This window comes from Niveispirillum fermenti (genome assembly GCF_048066175.1).
GTDB classification, from domain to species: domain Bacteria; phylum Pseudomonadota; class Alphaproteobacteria; order Azospirillales; family Azospirillaceae; genus Niveispirillum; species Niveispirillum fermenti.
This window is the reverse complement of record NZ_JBLTXA010000010.1, coordinates 123,516-143,144: the sequence shown is the minus strand read 5'-3', so window position 1 is coordinate 143,144 and position 19,629 is coordinate 123,516. Positions and strand designations below refer to the sequence as shown.

General features: G+C 66.0%; 14 protein-coding genes. 4 read left to right on the top strand and 10 right to left on the bottom strand.

The features are described 5' to 3' along the window. Nucleotides 1-20: 20 nt before the first annotated feature. Both ACM9LZ_RS12775 and ACM9LZ_RS12770 read right to left on the bottom strand, forming a co-directional pair. Nucleotides 21-1,622 carry an MBL fold metallo-hydrolase gene (locus ACM9LZ_RS12775; protein WP_416619857.1) on the bottom strand — a complete coding sequence of 534 codons (1,602 nt, stop codon included), beginning with the start codon at nt 1,620-1,622 and terminating at the stop codon, nt 21-23. Further along, complete coding sequence (locus ACM9LZ_RS12770; RefSeq protein WP_416619856.1) at nt 1,619-3,151, bottom strand: thymidine phosphorylase family protein; 1,533 nt, start codon at nt 3,149-3,151, stop codon at nt 1,619-1,621. Before ACM9LZ_RS12770 ends, ACM9LZ_RS12775 begins: the two co-directional genes overlap by 4 nt. Nucleotides 3,152-3,529: 378 nt before the next feature. Here ACM9LZ_RS12770 and ACM9LZ_RS12765 point away from each other — a divergent pair, with 378 nt between their 5' ends. The 3 genes from ACM9LZ_RS12765 (at nt 3,530) to ACM9LZ_RS12755 (ending at nt 9,014) form a co-directional block, all read left to right on the top strand. Further along, the gene (locus tag ACM9LZ_RS12765) at nt 3,530-6,553 is read left to right on the top strand and encodes a ligand-binding sensor domain-containing diguanylate cyclase (RefSeq protein ID WP_416619855.1); all 3,024 of its coding nucleotides are present in this window, start codon (nt 3,530-3,532) and stop codon (nt 6,551-6,553) included. Between the two features lie 161 nt (nt 6,554-6,714). Beyond that, nucleotides 6,715-7,890: an alpha/beta hydrolase gene (locus tag ACM9LZ_RS12760; protein ID WP_416619854.1), complete on the top strand. Its 1,176-nt coding sequence runs from the start codon at nt 6,715-6,717 to the stop codon at nt 7,888-7,890. 194 nt (nt 7,891-8,084) lie between these two features. Next, on the top strand, nt 8,085-9,014 hold the full coding sequence (locus ACM9LZ_RS12755; protein WP_416619853.1) for a LysR family transcriptional regulator: 930 nt from the start codon (nt 8,085-8,087) through the stop codon (nt 9,012-9,014). A gap of 65 nt (nt 9,015-9,079) precedes the next feature. Here ACM9LZ_RS12755 and ACM9LZ_RS12750 read toward each other — a convergent pair whose 3' ends face one another. From ACM9LZ_RS12750 to ACM9LZ_RS12720, 7 genes are all read right to left on the bottom strand, one after another. Beyond that, nucleotides 9,080-9,274, bottom strand: a complete 195-nt coding sequence (locus tag ACM9LZ_RS12750) for a hypothetical protein (RefSeq protein WP_416619852.1) — start codon at nt 9,272-9,274, stop codon at nt 9,080-9,082. A 308-nt stretch (nt 9,275-9,582) separates the two neighbouring features. After that, complete coding sequence (locus ACM9LZ_RS12745) at nt 9,583-10,077, bottom strand: YciE/YciF ferroxidase family protein (RefSeq protein WP_416619851.1); 495 nt, start codon at nt 10,075-10,077, stop codon at nt 9,583-9,585. Between the two features lie 622 nt (nt 10,078-10,699). Beyond that, the gene (locus ACM9LZ_RS12740; RefSeq protein WP_416619850.1) at nt 10,700-11,191 is read right to left on the bottom strand and encodes a ferritin-like domain-containing protein; all 492 of its coding nucleotides are present in this window, start codon (nt 11,189-11,191) and stop codon (nt 10,700-10,702) included. A 174-nt stretch (nt 11,192-11,365) separates the two neighbouring features. Then, nucleotides 11,366-12,265, bottom strand: coding sequence for a manganese catalase family protein (locus ACM9LZ_RS12735; protein WP_416619849.1), 900 nt, complete (start codon nt 12,263-12,265; stop codon nt 11,366-11,368). Nucleotides 12,266-12,545: 280 nt separating this feature from the next. Next, nucleotides 12,546-13,697: an esterase-like activity of phytase family protein gene (locus tag ACM9LZ_RS12730; protein ID WP_416619848.1), complete on the bottom strand. Its 1,152-nt coding sequence runs from the start codon at nt 13,695-13,697 to the stop codon at nt 12,546-12,548. Further along, the gene (locus ACM9LZ_RS12725; RefSeq protein ID WP_416619847.1) at nt 13,694-14,698 is read right to left on the bottom strand and encodes a LacI family DNA-binding transcriptional regulator; all 1,005 of its coding nucleotides are present in this window, start codon (nt 14,696-14,698) and stop codon (nt 13,694-13,696) included. Before ACM9LZ_RS12725 ends, ACM9LZ_RS12730 begins: the two co-directional genes overlap by 4 nt. A 97-nt stretch (nt 14,699-14,795) precedes the next feature. Further along, nucleotides 14,796-17,165 carry a TonB-dependent receptor gene (locus tag ACM9LZ_RS12720; RefSeq protein ID WP_416619846.1) on the bottom strand — a complete coding sequence of 790 codons (2,370 nt, stop codon included), beginning with the start codon at nt 17,163-17,165 and terminating at the stop codon, nt 14,796-14,798. A 330-nt stretch (nt 17,166-17,495) separates the two neighbouring features. Between ACM9LZ_RS12720 and ACM9LZ_RS12715 the strand changes: the two genes are divergently transcribed. Continuing rightward, nucleotides 17,496-18,749 carry a NupC/NupG family nucleoside CNT transporter gene (locus ACM9LZ_RS12715; RefSeq protein ID WP_416619845.1) on the top strand — a complete coding sequence of 418 codons (1,254 nt, stop codon included), beginning with the start codon at nt 17,496-17,498 and terminating at the stop codon, nt 18,747-18,749. Here the strand turns inward: ACM9LZ_RS12715 and ACM9LZ_RS12710 are convergent. Continuing rightward, the gene (locus ACM9LZ_RS12710; RefSeq protein ID WP_416619844.1) at nt 18,727-19,596 is read right to left on the bottom strand and encodes a carbohydrate kinase family protein; all 870 of its coding nucleotides are present in this window, start codon (nt 19,594-19,596) and stop codon (nt 18,727-18,729) included. The genes ACM9LZ_RS12715 and ACM9LZ_RS12710 overlap by 23 nt on opposite strands. Between the last annotated feature and the right edge of the window lie 33 nt (nt 19,597-19,629).

Sequence of the window (19,629 nt, the reverse complement as noted above, 5' to 3'; positions counted from 1 at the left end):
CGGCCAGCCCTGCCATGCACCTATGTTGCCATGCCCAAAGCCGCCTTGACCCGGGCCAGCAGTTCCGTCCGCGCCGCGTCGTCCTTTTCGCCCCGGACCTTCTCCGACAGGGCCAGCATGGTGGCGGCATAATCATTGTGCCAGTCGCGGGCGGGCGGGGCTGCCCGGCGGGGAGCCGTGGGATCGGTCCGGCGGGCGCGACGGCCGGTCAGTTCCCATGTGCTGTCCAACTCCGGCACATGGACCTTGGCGCCGTCGATCCCTGTCGCCTCCAGCCCTTTTTTCAGGGCCAGCCGCTCCTGTTCCTCCCCATGCACGACGAAGATGCCGCCCGCCACGGGCAGACGGTCCAGTGTCCAGCGCAGCAGGCCGGACCGGTCGGCATGGCCCGAATAGGTATCCAGCGTGCGGATCTTGGCCCGGACCTGCACCTCCTCCCCATGGATGCGCACACGGGAAACGCCTTCCTGCAGCAGGCGCCCCAGCGTGGCGGGCGCCTGATACCCCACCAGCAGCACCGTGGCCGACTGGCGCCACAGGTTGTTCTTCAGGTGGTGTCGGATACGTCCGGCCTCGCACATGCCGCTGGCGGCGATGATGATGGCCTCGCCCGTGATGCGGTTCAGCCGTTTGCTGGCCTCCACATCCTCCGTCAGGTGCAGGTTGCCGCGGGAAAAGGGCGGTGGCGTCCCCTTTTCGTTGATATCGGGGAGATGGCGGTCGAACACGCCGGTGACGTTGATCGCCAGCGGACTGTCCAGGAAGACGCTGACCGGCCGCAGCGCCCCCTCGTCGAACAGCCGGTCCAGATCGTAAAGCAGTTCCTGGGTGCGTTCCACGGCAAAGGCCGGGATCAGCACCGGCCCCCCGCGGGCAAGCGCCGCCGTCAGTTCGGCCCCCAGCATGGCGCGCCGCTCATCCGCCGTCACGATCGGCCGGTCACGGCCGCCATAGGTGGATTCCACCACCAGCCAGTCAGGCCGCGCCGGGCCATGCGGGTCGGGGTGAAAGGGCTTGTCACCCGGCCCGATATCACCGGAAAACAGCAGGCGCACGGGCCCGTCGGCACCGGGCAATTCCAGCTCGATCGAGCTGGACCCCAGAATATGCCCGGCATCCCAGAACCGGGCGCGCACGCCGTGCTCCACATCGATCCAGACGTCGCGGTCCACAGGCTGGATGCGAGACAGCACTTGTTCGGCATCCGCCCGCGTGTAGATCGGCTGCACCTCCCGGCTGCCGCGCTGGCGGTTGCGGCGGTTCAGGCGCCGCACCTCGGTTTCCTGGATGAACCCGCTGTCGGGCAGCATGAAGGTCAGCAGGTCGGCCGTGCCGCTGGTGGCGATGATGCGGCCGGTGAAGCCATGACGATACAGTTTGGGGATCAGGCCGCTATGGTCGATATGGGCGTGGGTGAGCAACAGGACGGAGATATCCGCCGGATCGAAGGGAAAATCGCGGTAGTTCAGTTCCTGCACGCTCTTGCTGCCCTGGAACATGCCGCAATCGACCAGCAATGCTCCACCCTGATGACGCACCAGGAAACAGGAACCCGTGACGGCACCCGCCGCCCCGTGGAACGTGATGGAAAGGTCTGCACTGCCGTGCTTGTCGACGCTCAATGGATGTCTCCCAGGGCGCTGGCGGAACCGTTGCCGTTATTGCCGTTGACGTGATAGCCCGACGCCTCCGCCGCCAGCCCGCAGGCAAAGCGGAATTCCACCTCCCGCTCGGCATGGATGCGGTAAAGCGGTTCACCGGCCTGGACAGGGTCGCCCACCTTCTTCAGAAGGTCGATGCCGGCACCGGGGTCAAAGGGGGCACCGGCCAGCCGGGCGATGCGGGCCAGCCGGTAGCAGTCGATGGTTGCGACGCGGCCATCATGATCGGCCACCACCTCCCGCTGGAGCGCCCCCAGCGTGGCGATGCGCGGCGGCGGCCCCTGCAATTCCATGATCCGGCGCATGGCCTTCATCGCGGCGCCGCTTTCCAGCAGGTCGCGCGCCCGCGCCATCCCGGCCCCGCCGCGCAGCGCCGGATCGAATTCCAGGATGCGCCCGGCCAGTGACAGGGACCGTTCGCGCAGGTCTTCCGGGGCCGTGGGGCTGTTTTCCAGCACGGCCATGACGTCGCGCGCCTCCAGCACGGGACCGATCCCGCGGCCCACGGGCTGCGACCCGTCCGACAGGGTCACGCGCAGGTTAAGCCCGATGGCATCCCCCACATGTTCGAACAGCTTGCGCAGCCTTGCCGCGTCGGCAGCGCTGCGCAGCTTGGCGCTGGGACCCACGGGCATGTCGATGACCAGATGCGTGGAACCGGCTGCCTTCTTCTTGGACAGGATGGAGGCGACCATCTGTTCGCGTGTATCGATGTTCAACGGCCGTTCCACGGCGATCAGCACATCGTCGGCGGGCGACAGCTTCACGTGCCCGCCCCAGACCAGGCATCCCTTCACCGCGGCCACGATCTCCCGCATATGGTCCAGGCCCACCTCCACATTGGCCAGCACCTCCATCGTGTCGGCCGTGCCGGCCGGCGAGGTGATGGCCCGCGACGAGGTCTTGGGCATGGGCAGGCCATGGGCAGCCACGATGGGCACCACGATCATGGAGGTGCGGTTGCCCGGAATACCACCGATGCAGTGCTTGTCCACCACCAGCGGCGCGCCTGGCCATTCCAGCCTCTCCCCCACATCGGCCATGGCACGGGTCAGGGCCAGCGTCTCCGCCGTGGTCATGAAGGCACCGCAGCCCACCAGGAAGGCCGCCACCTCCACCTTGCCATAGCGATGATGGGCGATGTCGTCGATGATGGCGCGATAGCCATCACCATCCAGTTCCCGCCCCTCGATCTTCGCCTGCAGCGCGTCACGGCTGCGCGGCGGATGCGGATGGTCCAGGCGGACGATCGTCCCCTCCGGCAGGCCGAAACGGGAGAACGCCTCCTGCGACAGGCCCAGACAGTCCGGGGGCAGGATGGCGGGATCATCCACAAGGTTGAGTGCGGCCACCAGCCGCCGCCCCCCGGCCACCACCTCCACCTTCTCCTGCCCCTCGAACGCCGCGGCGCGGTATGGCGTGCAGGCCCGCGAGAGGAAGGCGACATTCTCCCGGCTGGTGCCTATTGCGATCCTTTTCAACCCAAGCATTCCGGTCCCTTCGTCAGGTGCTTGATATCGCGCCTGCTTTCCATTTCCCGACCGAACCATGATAGCAACGCACCAAGTGCCGGCCATGACATGGATCAAGCTTTTCAATGTTAACGACCCACAACCCGCTGTTGCTTTTCTTTCCCCCTTCGTCGCGCGTCTTCATGTTTTGAAATGCAACCGTCGATATGGCGCATCAGCAATCCAACCTGTCCTTGTTATTTATGCAGAAAGTTGAGATAGGATGGTCGGACAGCATGAAGCGCGGGGTATGCAGACGTGCCTTGGTGGGGCCAGGACAAGGGAAGCGTTTTGGACGGCAACGGGCCGTCTCCTTTCCTTCGGCTGATAGCCATCCTGACATTTCTTGTCGCCTTCTTGCTTGCCGGCCCGGCGACCCTGGCCGCGAACCCGTCCATGGTGCTGATGGACCGGGCGGAAGTGGGGTTCGACAACCTGTCCACAACCGACGGCCTGTCCAACAACACCGTCATGGCCCTGGCCCAGGATGAGACGGGGTTCATCTGGATCGGCACGCTGGGCGGCCTGAATCGCTTCGACGGGTACAGTCTGCGCACCTTCGACCATGACCCTGCCGATCCCGGCACGCTGCCCAACGGCTTCGTGCGGGCCCTGCAGCCGGCGCCCGGCGGCGGTATGTGGCTGGGCACCCATACCGCCGGTGTCGCCTTCTACGATCCGCGGACGGACCGGTTCACGACACTGGGCGCCGGGCCCGACGGGCTTGGCCATGTGCAGGTCTATGGCCTGGCATCGGACGGGGCCGGTGGGGTATGGGTGGCGACCATCGCCGGACTGGACCGCGTGCGGGCCGACATCACGGTGGCAGAGCGGGTCCGGGCGGGACAGGATGGCTTCCCCCCGGGCTATGTGTTCGCCGTTTTCCGGGACAGGGGCGGCACATTGTGGGCCGGCACGGAAAAGGGCATGGCGCGGCGCGCGGCCGGCAGCCGGCACTGGCAGGTGCTGAAGGGGGAGGACGAGCCCGCTGCCCATGCCCTGGAAACCGGGGTCTGGAGCTTCTACCAGGACACGACCGGCCAGGTATGGATCGGCACCAATGGCGGCGGCATCGTCACCGTGCCGGCCGGAGGCGATGCGGCACAGTCGCACCCGCGCCTGACGGGACCCGACACGGGCCTGGGTCGCCACACCGTGCGCGGCATCGTGGAAGAGCGGCCCGGCGTGCTTTGGATCTCGCTGTTCGGCGGCGGTGTGGCCGAATATGATACCGGCCTGGACCGGCTCAGCCTGATACGCGCCGATCCCAATGTCCCGCGGGCGCTGAAGGGGAATTTCACCCGCGCCATCATGAAGGATCGTGGCGACGTCGTCTGGGTCGCCACCAACATGGGGGTGGCCCGCCACAACGCCGTGCCGTCGGGCATCGCCAGCATCGCGACGGGCCGGTCGCGCGGCTTTTCCGGCCGCGACGTCTGGAGCCTGTGGGCGGATGCCCGCAACGGCCTGTGGATCGGGCAGGACGATGGCGGGCTGGACAGGCTGGACCTGTCCAACGGTCGCATCACGCCCTTTGGTCGGTCCGAAAGCGGCGGATTGCCGGCAAGTACCCCCATCTATGGCCTTGTCGGCAATGGCAGCGGGGACCTGTGGATCGGTGCGGCCGGCCTTTACCGGCTGGCTCCGGCCGACGGGGCCGACAGCATCACGGGCATGCCGCTGCCGGGCCCGGTCAATCGCGACGTGACGACCCTGGCATCCACGGGGGACGATCTCTGGATCGGCACCTATTACGGTCTGGCGCGGCAACCGCTGGCCGGTGGCGGTGGACGGCTCTACACGACCGACCCGGCCGATCCGCAAAGCCTGTCCAACAACGAGGTCTGGGCCATCCTGCCCGAGCGCGACGGCGCCTTGTGGGTTGGCACGGCCAATGGCCTGAACCTGATGACCAGGGACGGCAAGTTCAGGCGTATCCACCGCGTGCCCGGCCGCACCGACGGGCTGCCCCACGATTTCGTCAGCGCATTGGTGCATGACAGTCGCGGCCGGCTGTGGGTGGGAACCGTGGGCGGCGGCGTGGCGGTCATGCTGGACGGCCCCACCCAGACCGTCCAGCGATTCCAGACGGTCTCCAAGGCGCATGGATTGCCGAGCAATACCATCGCCAGCCTGGCCCTGGGCGGTGACGGACGCATCTGGGCCGGCACCGACAACGGTCTGGCCGCCATCGACACGGTCGATTTCAGCGTGACGCGCGTCAACCCCGCTTCTATCGGCAATGTTTTCTCCTATCTGCCCGGGTCGGTGACCACGATCAGCGATGGGGGGCTGGTCTTCGGCGGCACGAACGGCCTGACCCTTGTCCAGCCCTCGCTGATCCAGCCGCCCCGCTTCCTGGATGCGCTGGCCGTGACTGCGGTGACGGCCGGCAACCGGGCTGTGAACGCCAGCGCCCTGAACCTGCCCGGCCGCACCCGCGCCATCCGGGTGCCGGCCGACAACCGGCGGCTGGAGGTGGCATTCAGCCTGCTGGACTATGCCAATGCCAGCCAGGTGCATTATGCCTACAGGCTGGAAGGTTTCGACATGGATTGGGTACAGGCGGGGATCGGCCGGCGGGTCGCCTCCTACACCAACCTGCCGCCCGGCAGCTACCGGCTGTATCTGCGGGCGCTGGACGCGGATACGGCCATCGTGTCCGAGCGTGTCGTCACCGTCATCGTCCCCCATGTCTGGCACGAGCGGAGCTGGATCCGGTTCCTCAGCCTGATCGTGCTGCTGTCGGCGGGGGCCGGCATGGTCATGCTGCTGGAACGCAGCCGCATCGCGAAGCTGAGTGAAGCCAAGAGCATGCTGGAGGCACGGGTCGCCGAACGCACGCAAAGCCTGCGCGAAGCCAATGACCGGCTGGCCGAACTGGCCACCCGCGACGCACTGACCGGCATCCACAACCGCCGCGCCTTCATGGAAAGGCTGGACCAGGAATGGAGTGCCAACCTGCGCCATCAACAGCCCTTCTGCGTGCTGATGCTGGACCTGGATCATTTCAAGGAGATCAACGACAATTTCGGCCATCTGGTCGGCGACACGGTCCTGCGTGAGGTGGCACAGCGTATTGCCGGCGCGCTGCGCGAAACCGACCTGCTGGCCCGGTATGGCGGAGAGGAGTTCGCCGTGCTGATGTCGCACACCGATGCCGCCGCCGCCCGCATCGCCGCCGATCGCATCCATGAGGCCGTCGGCGGCGCACCCTTCCGGCTGGAGGGCCTGTCCCTGTCCGTCACGATCAGCATTGGTGTGGCCCAGGCGGACCCCGCACGGGAGACGCAGACACGGATGTTCAACCGCGCCGACGCGGCCCTTTACGAGGCGAAGTCGGCCGGCCGCAACCAGGCGGCGGTGGCCGCCGATCCCTGATCGGATCCGTCATCCGCAGCCATGATCGGCCGCTGATACCAACGGGCATTGTCCATGCCCTTGTATTACCCGACATGGCGGCACCTTACCCAATGCCACGCGCGGCACCACAACCCGCCACCTGTACCCTGGCCCTTCAATAAAAACACCAGGAGGGTTGCATGCGCCATCGATCGATCATCCCCGCCATTCTTTTCCTGCTCCATGCGGGTATCGCCGTACCGGTCCATGCGGCCGGGGAGGCCAGGGAAGCCGAAATTGCGGAACTGGCCCGCAAACCTGACGCCTGGTTCCTGGATCAGGTGGGCGGCAAGCGCGCGGTACGGGACGGCGAGCCCCTGGATGTCCGGGTGCAGTATCTGTTCAAGCAGGAATACGGCGCCGAAGCGGAAGCCGAACAGACCGATGAGCCGGCGGCCGACCCCGGCGCCACGGCGGAGGAGCTGGCCGCCATGCGCCACGATGCCAACCTGCGCTGGATGCAGCATACCCTGCCCGGCCCCGCCATGGACTGGGTCCGGGATGCGGCGGTGCCGGCACGCCATGGCGGACAGATACCGGTCCGCATCTATCGGCCCAAGGCCGGGGGGACGCTGCCGCTGCTGGTCTATTACCACGGCGGTGGCTGGCTTTTCGGTGATGTCGGGGCCGTGGATCGCGCCATCAGCCGGCTTGCGGATGAGGCGCAGGTCGTCATCGTTTCCGTCGATTACCGCCTCGCACCTGAACACCCCTATCCCGCCGCATGGGAGGATGCGGAGGACGCCTATGCCTGGGCCAGCGCCAATGCCGGGACCTGGGACAGCGACCCGTCCCGCATCTGTGTCGGCGGCGATAGCGCCGGGGGTAACCTGTCCGTGGCCGTGACGACCCGGCGTCAGGCATCCGGCAAGCCCGCCCCCGCCTGCCAGTTGCTGTATTATCCGGCCGTCGACAACCGGTCGGTGGAAACCATGGTGGAGACCTACGCTTCTTTCCGGCTGTTCGGGGAGGGGTTCGGCCTGGATTACGCCTTCACCGAATATGTGCTGTCGCGGGTGTTCCCCGGCCGGGATCTGGCCTTGCCCGAAATCTCCCCGCTGCTGGCGGCCGATGTCAGCCGGATGCCACCGACGCTGCTGGCGGCATCCGGCTTCGACACGCTGCGCGACAGCAACCGGGCCTATGCCCAACGGTTGGAAAAGGCGGGCGTCCGCGTGCTTTACCGGGAATTTCCCACCCTGCCCCACGGCTTTCTGCAATTGACGGCGATCACGCCGGCCGCCGGGAAGGCGGCATCGCAGACGGCGCAGGAATTCGGCCGGCTGATCCGGGAGGCACCCGCCATCCCGCAATGATGCCCTGGCCGGACGCGCCGGCATCGCACTGACTGTTTGACGTGCCAACCGTAGAAGGGGCGCCGCTGCAAGGTCCGGTCGTGCGCCAGGACGAGACACTGAAATCCGTGCCGGCAGGGGTGGGCGCATCGCTTTGCCCCTCCCGCACCCCATGCACACAGGATAGGGTATGGCCGGTCTGATACCGGAACGGCATGGGGTGGCATGTGAACCTGCGGCAGCTTTCCTATTTCGTGCGCATCATCGAACTGCAAAGCCTGTCGAAGGCCGCCGCCGTCCTGCGCGTGGCCCAACCGGCGCTTTCGCGGCAGATGCGGGCGCTGGAACTGGATCTGGGCACGGATCTGCTGGTGCGCCATGGATGGGGCGTGACGCCGACGCCAGCCGGACAGGTGCTGGCCGACCATGCGAGGCGGCTGCTGCGGGAAACCCAGGTCGCGCGCGATGCCGTCACGGCCCTGTCGGCCGAACCCGCCGGCAGCCTGAGCTTCGGCGTGTCCAGTTCCCTGGCCCTGCCCCTGCTGCCACGCCTGTCGGCCTGGTTCCTGGAACATCACCCCAAGGTCAGCCTGCAATTGCTGGACGGGTTCAGCGCCTCCATCCATGGCTGGGTCCTGTCGGGCCGGCTGGACGTGGCCGTGCTGTACGAGGACCGGTCGCCCGGCCCGCTGGTGACCACGCCGTTGCTGCGCGAACCGATCCTGGTGGTCGGGGCGGCCGGACGGCTGACGGCACCCGTACCGGTCAGCGCCGGCGATCTTGGGGCGCTGCCCATGATCCTGCCGGCGCGGCCAAACCGGCTGCGCCTGCTGCTGGACCAGTTGCGCATCGATCACGGGCTGGAACTGAATGTGCGGGTCGATGTGGACAGCCTGCCGGCCCTGCTGGAGATGGTGCGGTCGGGCCAGGGCTATACGCTGCTGCCCTATTCGGCCGTGCAGGGCATGGTGACGGACGGACGACTGACCGCCGCCCCGCTGGACCCGCCCGTGCTGAACCGCACCCTTGTCATGGTCCGGCCGCTGGACCGCGTGCCGACGGCCGCCACCGACATTCTTGAGCGTGCAATCCGCCGCATCGTCGTGGAAACAGCCCCTGCCTTGCGCTGGGAGCCGTTGGTCTGATCGCGTGCCCGCCGGATATACCCAATGCCCGTGTCCCGTCGAGGCGTGCTGACCAAGAACTGGTATCAGTCCGGGGGGCCGCGTTTGGCACCGGAGGGTAAGCCGGAAGCCGTGTCCGACGCTCTCTTGTTCCAGTCGATGGGGGGCGGTCGCTTGGTACGACGGCGTGTATAGACATAAATCATGACGATGGCGAACAGGATGGGCGCCCCTACAAGAAGGACAAGATAGGCCCAGTCGGCAGCATTGGTTCCACTCATGATCTACACTCCGTTCCTTCATGCTTTGCAGGAATGGGACTGGGGGATGGGGCCGAGACACGGGACGGCACCCCTTTCCTCTCCCGCCGCCAAACGGTTGGCGACCCAGACGGTTGGCGGCCCAAGCGGTTGGTGACCCAAGCGGTTGGTGACCCAAGCGGTTGGTGACATTGTGTGCGTCTGGTAAGCGGCAGGAGAAAATGCAGGCCGATGCGCCATTTTCCCACCTTTTCACCAGCAACGGCGGGCTGGAAGCCGGGACCGTCGAACCCGGCACATCGGCCAGCCCGACGGTCCCGGCCAGGGCATCACGCCGCCTTGGCGTTGACGCGGGCCGTAGCCAGCTTGCTCAGAGCGGAGTCCGTGCGCTTCTCCTCCGCCAGTGTTTCCTCCAGCAGGGAAGCAGCGTCGGTCAGGCCCAACTGACCCGCCCAGGCGATCAGCGTGCCATAACGGCTGATCTCGTAATGCTCCACCGCCTGCGCCGCGGACAGGATTCCGGCGTCCAGCGCTTCGCTGTCGGCGAAATCCTCCATCACCTCCTTGCTTTCGTCGATGATGCCGACGATGGCGTCGCAGGTCTTGCCGCGCGGTGCCTTGCCGATCATTTCGAACACCTGCTCCAGCCGTTCGATCTGGCCTTCGGTCTCCGTGCGGTGCTGCTCGAAAGCCTGGCGGAGCTTCTCGGCGTTGGCCTTGCGCGCCATCTTTGGCAGGGCGCGCAGGATCTGCTTCTCGGCAAAGTAGATATCCTTCAGCGTTTCATAGAACAAGTCGTTCAGGTCCTTAGGCTGCTTGGTCATTGGACTGCTCCTGATTGTATAGGGTTCTATGAGGATTGCCTGGGGTCCGGGGCCGGATTTACCGCCATGCAGACCGGTCAAAACCGGACGCCCTCGCCCACGGCGCTGGTGTGGGACCTTTCAGCTTACTCTGCACAAGACTGCTTCCATTCCGCCACCCATGACGATGGCCGGGGTCCCGTTGGAAGGACAGAGCGCCCGCCATTCTTGACCCCGGCTTTCGTCGGGGTGACGGCGACATTCAAGGACAAGAAGTGTAACTTGTCGAAACCGTTTGAAACTCACAGACCGGCGATAACGCCGTCACGACACCGGAAGTTCCGTCCGACACTTATACCGGCGGCCGAAAATCTTGACCGATGGCCAAGATTTTCGGCACCTCAAGCGCCGGGCCGGCAGTCACCGGCCTATACCCAGTCCCGGTGATCCCAACCGATCACCGGTATGTCAATCGCCGGTGCCCACATTCGTGGGCATGGCGACGCCGCATGTGCGGTGCGGCGGTGGTCGCCGCCGTACCGGATCCCGGTGAGTTGCACCCACCGGGATCCGGCATTCCACAGAAAGGCAAGTTTCCTTTCGAAACACGCAGGGCGTGATCCGTCATGCGCAGACCGGCGGATCACCGCTTGTTGCCGGTCATGAGATATTCGCCCAGGATGGTGGGCAAGTTGTCCTGCATCCATTCCGCCATTCGCCGTTCCTCGTCCAGGATGCGTTCCAGCGTTGCGGCGATCCCTGTTTCCCCGGCGGCTTCCGCCGCCATGACAAGGATCTTGTAGTTGATGATCTCGTAATATTCGAAAGCCGCGCCGAACACTGCACCCTTCACGACCTCGTCTGAAGCAAAGACGCCGGAGAAGGCCTGTGCCGTTCCGGTGATGGCACCGATACCCGTCTTCAGCATGGACGTGTCGGCATTGAGCTGATGCAGGCACTGCTCCACCAGCACCGCCTGGTTGCGCGTCTCCGCCACATGCTGCAGCAGACGTGCCTTCAGCACTGGATAATCCTCCAGGCGGTCGGCCATGTTCGACAGCATCTTCTCGGCCTGCACTTCCATGGCGTAGGCATCGCGCAGCCAATCGACGAGATGCTCATGCGTGGTCTGCATGACATTGTCTCCTGTTCGACAGATGGATCACAGACGGGCTCCGGGATAACGGCCGGGGATGGTGTGCGTGCCTGCGCACAGCCCCTGCTTTTCGGGGTTACCCGGATCGATATCGCAAGCCCGAAAAAGGGGGTATCACGCCCCCTGGCAGCAGGCTCAACGCGCCCACATTCCTCAGGACAATGGACGGCCGCCGATGTCCAGTTGGGCGCCGCTGCCCAGCTCCGCGCCCGTCAGCGGGTTGCCATCGGCGCGGGAGGCCGTGCGTTCCATCATCCGGTTGAGCGCGCGGGAATCCGATGCGCTCAGCTTCACCGACGCCTCGCCGGAGCCCCCATCCACGGCAGCCATCCGGTCCGGATCGCTGATGAATTCCCAGTCCTCGCCCTGGTTCCAGGGGCCACGGGTATCCCCTTCCCCCTGGCTGGAATTGTAATAGCTGTCGGTGAATTTCGGATCGCCCGGCAGCTTGCCGGGGGGGAAGTTATCCTCAATGGCGTAGAGCGCCTTCTCGAAGGATTTCTGGTGCGCGATCTCCCGGGTCATCAGAAAGGTCAGCGCGTCCTTCACGCCCGCATCGTCGGTGATGTTGATCAGCCGCTCATAGATGATCTTGGCCCGGCTTTCTGCCGCGATGTTGGACCGCAGGTCGCAGGTCGGATCGCCCCGGCTGTCGACATAGGCGGCGGTCCAGGGCACGCCGGCGGAATTCACCAGCGACGGACCGCTGCCATAGAGCACTGAAAGCGTATGGCTCTCGCCACCGGCCGTCAGGCTGGTCAGCAACCCGGCGCCCGCATCCACCCCTTCGGCCAGACGCCCGCGCGTGCCCTTTCCCAGCATGGCGATGATGGAACCGATGACCTCCAGATGGCTCAATTCCTCTGTGGCGATATCGATCAGCATATCCTTGCGGCCGGGGTCGTCATCGCCCAGTCCCTGGGTGAAATAGCGCATCGCCGCGGCCAGTTCCCCGTCGGGGCCACCGAACTGTTCCAGCATCAAGCTCGCCAGCTTCGGATCGGGGGCGCCGACGCGCACCGTATACATCAGCCGTTTATTGTGCATGAACATGGGTTCTGTCCTTCGTGGGATAGGGTGCCGATCAGGAAACACCGGCACTGGCCCCAACAGGAACGGGCTGTAAACGTTCCGGGGTGATCGCGGGCGCCCCCATCATGTTCGCAGGAATATTTTCAAAACCCTCAAGATCAATAGAAAATTACCAATAAAAATAGCTTTTAAAATCAATATATTGCCATTTCTCCACCGCAGTTTCTGTACAAGCTTTATTTACAATATCAGGTGACCGCGCAATTATCTGTTTAGACGCATGTCACAGACGGCCCTCGCGTCAGGACCCGCAGCGCGGCACCCCATCGACGGCGAACAGCAGGAAGTGGCTGCGCTGGCCGGGATGGAAATTATCGTCGGACGCCAGCAGCAGCAGACACTGGCCGGTTGAAGGATCGGCGAACAACGCCATGGCTTCCAGATTGTCAGGCGCGCGGCCCTCCAGCCGGCCGAAATCGAACACAAGGCGTTTCCCAACGGGCCGGGCCGGCGGTGCCCCGGCCAGCGATACGACCTGGCCGACATCCCCGGCGCTGGCAAGATCGGCCAGATAGAGCCGGACATCGAACGCAAAATGGCCATCCGCCGCCTGGATGCCGGCCCGTTCCAGGATCAGCAGCCTTTCATCGTCCAGCAATGCGATCTCCGATATGCCATTATCGGCGAACTTGCCCGCCGGGCGTGCCGGAATAGGGTCCAACCGGTAGGCATATTGCCGGCGCAAGGTGCCATCACGCGACAGGCGGCTGATCCGTGTCCATCCCCCTTGCTCGGGCGTGGGGATGGGACCGTCCTGGATCAGTGGCGCCTCCATGGCCAGGAAAAGATCGCCGTCACGGGCCAGGGCCAGCCCCTCCAGGGTCATGTTGGGGCGCGGCCCCTGTCCGCCGGCCGTATCGAACCGCCAGGCCGGCGGCAGCGGCAGGGTGCGAACGAACCCGCCATCCGTCCGGCTTTGCGTCAACTGCGGGTCGCCTCCGGCCGCCGGATCGCCCTCGCTGGTCCAGAACAGGTCACCGGTGAAAGGGTCCAGGCGCAGCGTCTCGGCATCCATGGCCGGCCGGCCCCCACCCGGCGGCGGAAAGACCGCCCCGTCCCCATCACGCAGGGCAATGGCCGACAGCAGGTCGACCGCGTGGATACCGTTCGCATCGACATCGATGCGCGCCGTCAGGAAACGGGCAGGACCCCGTTGCGACCGGTCGTCGCTGATCAGGTACCAAAGGCCCGTGCGTGGATCGCGATCGATCCCGGAAATCCCGCCATAGGGCACACCCGGCATGCCCTGGCCGCCCAGATCCAGACCATGCGGGATATCATAATGCCCGATATAGCGCAGATGCGGGCCGGATGGCATGAAAGCACAGCCGGACAGCAGCCACAGCAGGGCCGCCAGGGCCACCCAGGCCGACAGGGGGAACCGGCACCTCATGGCTTGCGCACCAGACCGGTGGAACCGCGCGCCACCAGGGCGACGTTGAACACGACGCGCCGCCGCGTCTCCCCGCGCTGGGCGATGCGGTTCAAAAGAATGTCCACCGCTTCCACGGCCATTTCCTCCACCGGCATGTCGATGGTGGACAATGGCGGATTGTGCAGGGGTGCCCAGGGAATGTCATCGAACCCGATGACCGACACATCCCCCGGCACGGACAGGCCCCGGGCCTGCAAATGCCGTATGGCCCCGATGGCGATCAGGTCGGCCCCGGCGATGACGGCCGTGGCTGTGCGTGCGTCCAGGGCTTCCATCACGGATGGCTCCAGATCCAGCGAGAAAGCGTTGTCGACATGCCAGGCCAGCCGCCCGCGCTGCCGGATGACCCCGATGGCCGCATCGGCCCGTGCCCGCGCGCTGGATGCGGCATGCGGACCGGATATGACGCCGATATCGACATGGCCCAGCGACAGCAGATGGTCGGCCGCCAGCCGGCCACCCTCGGCATAGTCGGCCTGGATCACGTCATAGCCCGGCAGCGCCCGGTCCAGAACCACAGCCGGGATGCCCTCGGCCAGCATGGGCAGCGCCCCGTCATCGGCGATGGGAAACCAGACAAGCCCATCGACCCCGCGCCCGGCCAGAAGATCGATGGCATGACGTTCGGCCTCCGGCTCGCCTTCCGTGTCGGTCAGCAGCACGCTGTAACCATGGCCGCGGGCCGCCTGGATCACGGCCTGGGCCAGGGCCGGAAAGAAGGGATTGGTCAGGTCGGGCAGCACCAGGCCGATGGTGCCGGTGCGACCCGTCTTCATGGCCTTGGCATTCTGGTTGGGCCGATAGCCCAGCCGCGCCGCCACGGCCAGCACATGCTCGCGCGTCTGGTCCCCCACCGACCCGGTACCGTTGATGGCATAGGACGCGCTGGCCAGGGACACGCCCGCCGCCTTCGCCACCTCTTTCAACGTCGCCCGGCGGCCGGGCGCCTGCTTCGACATGGGGTTGCACCCGCGCTTGTGAAAGACCACGGCACCGGGCGGGGGTATCCCCGCCCGGTGCCGAGACCAGGATAACGGAGCCCGCCGCCGGCTTCGATCAGAATTGCGCGCGGATGGAGAAGGTCAGCGTCCGCGGCGCACCGATGAAGTAACGGTCCAGCGTGCGGATGCCGGGCCCGCTGCTGAGCCCGTATTCGGGCTGCGTCGCCGTGGCACCGGAGACAGAGGCGATATAGTGCCGGTCGAACAGATTGTCGGCGTTGAATTGCAGGCGCACATCGGGCAGGCCCAGTGCCTCAAGCTCATACTGCGCCGTCACGCCGAACAGCGCATAGCCGCCCAGATATTCCACCCCGGCTTCCTGGAAGGTGCCGGGCCAGACGATATGGCCACCCAAGCGGCGCCCGACATAGCGGCCGTTGGCCTCCAGCCGCAATCCGTCCAGCGGGGTCCAGCCGGCCTGCGCGAACAGCGAATGGCGGGGAATGTCGCGCACCGCAGCACCGCCGATGATGGCCAGCGAGGCCAGCGCCCGCCGTTCCGCGCTGCCCGCCGCCGGATCATCGTGGCGCGCCCGCTGATAGGAATAGGAGGCGTAGAGATCGACATCCCCGAAATCGTGATAGCCCGTGACCTCCACGCCTTGCGTCTTCTGGCCTGCCGTGTTGGCCGCGCGGGTGGCGACATTGCCGCGGATCACCTCGTCCACATCCAGCGGCACGCCCGGATCGCGCGGCACAATGCCAATATTGTTCTTCAGCTTCACCTGATAGGCCTGGATGGAGAAAGCGCTGTCGCCCTGGACATAGCGCAGGCCGATATCGAGATTCTCCGTTTCCACCGGCGACAGGTCGCCGGGATTGATGGCGGCCGTTGACCCCAGGAAGGCATCCTCCGGAATGCCCGCGAAATTCTGGGCATAGCCGCCGAACAGTTCCACCGCATCGTCCAGCCGGTAGGAGGCGCCGAACTTGGGATTGATGTCGGAATCCTGCGAGAATTTCAGGCGTGCCTGATATTCCAGGGGCGAGCGGGCATCATAGGTGATGTCGTAATAGGTGAAACCCACATCCAGCTTCAGCCTGTCATCCAGGAACCGCATCTGGTCCTGAACATAGAGCATCAGCGTCTCTACCGAGGCATAGCGGTCATATTCGACATAGTTCAACCGTGCCCGGTCATAATCGATGGAACCGGCGGGGTTGGTGATGGGATGGAAATTTCGCGTCTCCGAGCTGTCGCCGCCTTCCCACCACAAACCGATGCGCGGCGAATGGCCGGGGAACAGGTCACGCGCCTTCAGTTCACTGGTCACGCCATACCGTTCACGGTCGCGCGGGGTGACCCGCATGTCGGCCGGCCCGCCCACGGCATTGCTGTCGCGCAGGGTGGTCAGGGCCGGGCGGACAGCACCGCCATTGGCATTATAGCCCGTGACGGCCCGCGGATCCCCGCCCGCCAGGATGCGGGACCGGTCCTGATAGCGGAAGCTTTCGCCGTCCAGCGTCTGGTAATAGGGATTGATCGACAGGGTCAGGCTGTCGGTCAGCACCAGCCGGGCATTGACATAGGCCAGCCAATCCTCCCGCGTGCCGCCCAGCGCGCCGCCGAAATCCACATCGCGGGCCGGGATGCCCGTCAAGGCGTCACTGGCCCGGTCGTTGCGGCGGTCCGCCAGATATTCGGTCCTGGTGACGATGTTGAAATCATTGTCGGTCTGGTCGTTGTAGGAGACGCGGGCGCTGATGGACGACCCCTGCTCGAACTGCTTGACGGCCTTGAATTCGACATGCTGCCGTTCCGACCCGCGGCTGTTGCGGCCGGCCCAGATGTCATTGCGCTGGTCGGATACCGACAGGTAGGCCGACAGGCCGGGCGCCACCTCGCCCGTATCCACACGGCCATAGATCCGGCGGAAATCGAAGGAGCCGAGGCCCGCCTCCACCGTCGCCCCCGCCTCACGCCGGGGGTTGTCGGTGATGAAATCGATGAAGCCACCCAGGGCGAAACGCGACGGCGCGCCGATGTCGCCAGCACTCTGCGATACGTCGATGCGGGCGACATTGCTGCTTTCGATGAAACGCTGCGGCGGCGACCCGCCGTTGAAACGGCTGTCTCCGGTAGGGATGCCGTCCAGCGTCAGGCCGATCTGCTCGTCGGTCAGACCGCGCAGATAGATCTCGAACGAGAAGCTGCCGCCGCGCGCATCCCCGGTGGACACCTGGATGCCCGGCACCTTGACCAGGCTTTGCGTGATGTCGGCACCCAGCGGCCGGGTGGCGATGTCATCAGCCCCCAGCGCAAAGGCCGCACGGGTCAGGCCGGAGCCGAAGCGCGTGGCCGTCACCACGATCTCCTCCAGCGGGCCGCCGGCCGCCTCCTGCGCCTGCACATCCCCATGGGCGATGGTTGAACCGGCCAACGCGCACAGGGCCACCGACAGCGATCGGACCATCCGTTTCGTCATCTCAAAACACCCTTCCCCTCGATCATTCCCGGGCCGCTTTGGCCGGATGAAAAGTGAAACGTTTCATAACTGATTTCAATGACGAATTTTTTACACTCATCCAGATTTTCTGCCCTGTGTCCTTCCTGCCCGTTCATTCCTCTCCTGGGCGCAACCCGCCGGAGGCGGCCCGATGGGTCACGGAAAGGAACCGTTCGGCCCTGATCATTCACCCTATCTCCTTATCAGGAAAAGGATTTTTACATATCCGCTTGGCATCGTCACGTATGCAGTTTACATGAAACGTTTAAGTGCGGTAGCCTTCGACAATCCCCTGCGACATGGTGAGGCATGATGGAAGAGAGCGTGCGCGCGCTGGCCGGCATGGCTGGGTTCATTGCCCTGTGCTGGCTGATCTCCGAGGCGCGGCGGCAATTCCCCTGGCGGGCCGTGCTGGTGGGCCTGTCGGTGCAGGTGGGGCTGGCCCTGCTGCTGACCCAGGTGCCGGCCGTGACGGCGTTCTTCGCCGGCATCGCGCATGTGGTGGATGCCGTGCAGTCGGCCACCCAGGCCGGCACCATGTTCATGTTCGGCTATCTGGGCGGCGGCGAGCAGCCGTTCCGGGTAGAGCCGGGGGCCTCCACCTTCATCTTCGCCCTGCAGGCCCTGCCGGCCATCCTGCTGGTCGGGGCGCTGGCCGCCCTGCTCTGGCACTGGCGTATTCTGATATGGGTGGTGCGGGGGGCCGCCTGGCTGTTCGGGCGGGTGTTCGGGGTCAGCGGCCCCGTGGGGGTCTCCACGTCCGCCTGCATCTTCCTGGGCATGGTGGAAGCACCGATGCTGGTGCGCCCCTATCTGTCGCGCCTGTCGCGCGGGGAATTGTTCATCATCATGGTGGACGGGCTGTCGGTGATCGGCGGGTCGATGATGATCCTGCTGGGCACGCTTCTGGAATCAAAGGTTCCCAATGCCTTCAGCCATCTGCTGATCGGGTCGCTGATCGCCACCCCCATGGCCATCACGCTGGCCCGCGTGATCATCCCCGCCACGGGCGACGGGCCGCCGCCGGAACCCATGGCCCTGGACACCCATTACCGGTCCAGCCTGGAAGCGCTGACCATGGGCACGTTGCAGGCCGTGAAGATGGCCGTCAACATCACGGCCCTGCTGATCGTCTTCGTGTCGCTGATCGCGCTGGTGAACAAGGGGCTGGCACTGCTGTCGCCGGGCGACGTGCCGCTGACCCTGTCGCTGATCCTGGGCAAGCTGCTGGCGCCGGTGGCCTGGGCCATGGGCGTGCCTTTGGCGGATGTGGAACCGGCGGCGGCCCTGCTGGGCACCAAGCTGATCACCAACGAGGTCGTGGCCTATAGCGACATGATGGCCCTGCCGCCCGATGCGCTCCAGCCCAAGACCGTGCTGATGATGACCTATGCGCTCTGCAGCTTCGGCAATATCGGCTCGGTCGCCATCCTGATCGGCACCTTGTCCTCCATGGCCCCGGACAAGGTCGGGGAGGTGGTGCAGCTAGGGTTCAAGGCGCTGCTGGCCGCCTTCCTCACCACCTGCATGACCGGTGCGCTCATGGGGTTGCTGCTGGGCTGATCCGGGTGGCCAGCAGGGCGGCGGCGGCCTGCATGCCCGCCTGGGCGGCGGCGGCCGGCGATGCCCCATACAGCAGCGCTGCCAGCGTCGCGCCGGCGAAGCTGTCACCGGCGCCCGTGGCGTCGGTGACGGCCAGGGTCCGTGTGGTGGGAAGCGTCACCCCGTCGCCGTCCACCCCGACCATAACCCGCACCCCCTCGCCGCCGTGCGTTTCAAACAGGGTCTGGCCGGACGGGGGCCGGCTGCCGCCGCACCCATCGCGGGCGGCTTCCAGCCAGGCGCGTTCGCCTGCGTTGCAGAACAGCCAGTCGGCACGGGCTGCCAGCGCGCCGGCCAGGTCTGGCGGGAAACAGACCGGATCGGGTTTCACGATCCAGGCCAGCCGCGCATCGGCTGGAAGATCGGCCAGTATGGCCCGGTTGACCGACGCCGGCCCCGCCGTCAGCACCAGCAATGCCGCGCCATGCAGCAACCCGCGTTGCATATCGGACAAAGCGGCCGCCCCCGCCTGCAGCAGACAGCCATGGCTGCCATCGGCATGATAAACTAGAAGGCAGCGCGTCGTCGGGCCATCCGTGTCGGCGATCCCATCCGGCCCCAGCCCGGCCTGCGCCGCGGCCTGGCGGTAAAAGGCGCCGTCGGCGTCGCCCCCCACCCAGGTCAGCGCCCGGACCCCGTGCCCCGCCCTGGCCAGTTGCCGCCCGGCATAAAGCACGGCACCCCCTGCCCGCGGCCAGGCCCCATCCGGGGCGGCGCGCATGGCCATGGTGCCCTGCCCGTCGAACCGGCCCTGGGCATGCACGACATAATCCACCGTGGCATAGCCGCTGATCACCACCTGCGCCACCGCACCCTCCCTGCACCAACCCCCCATACGGCA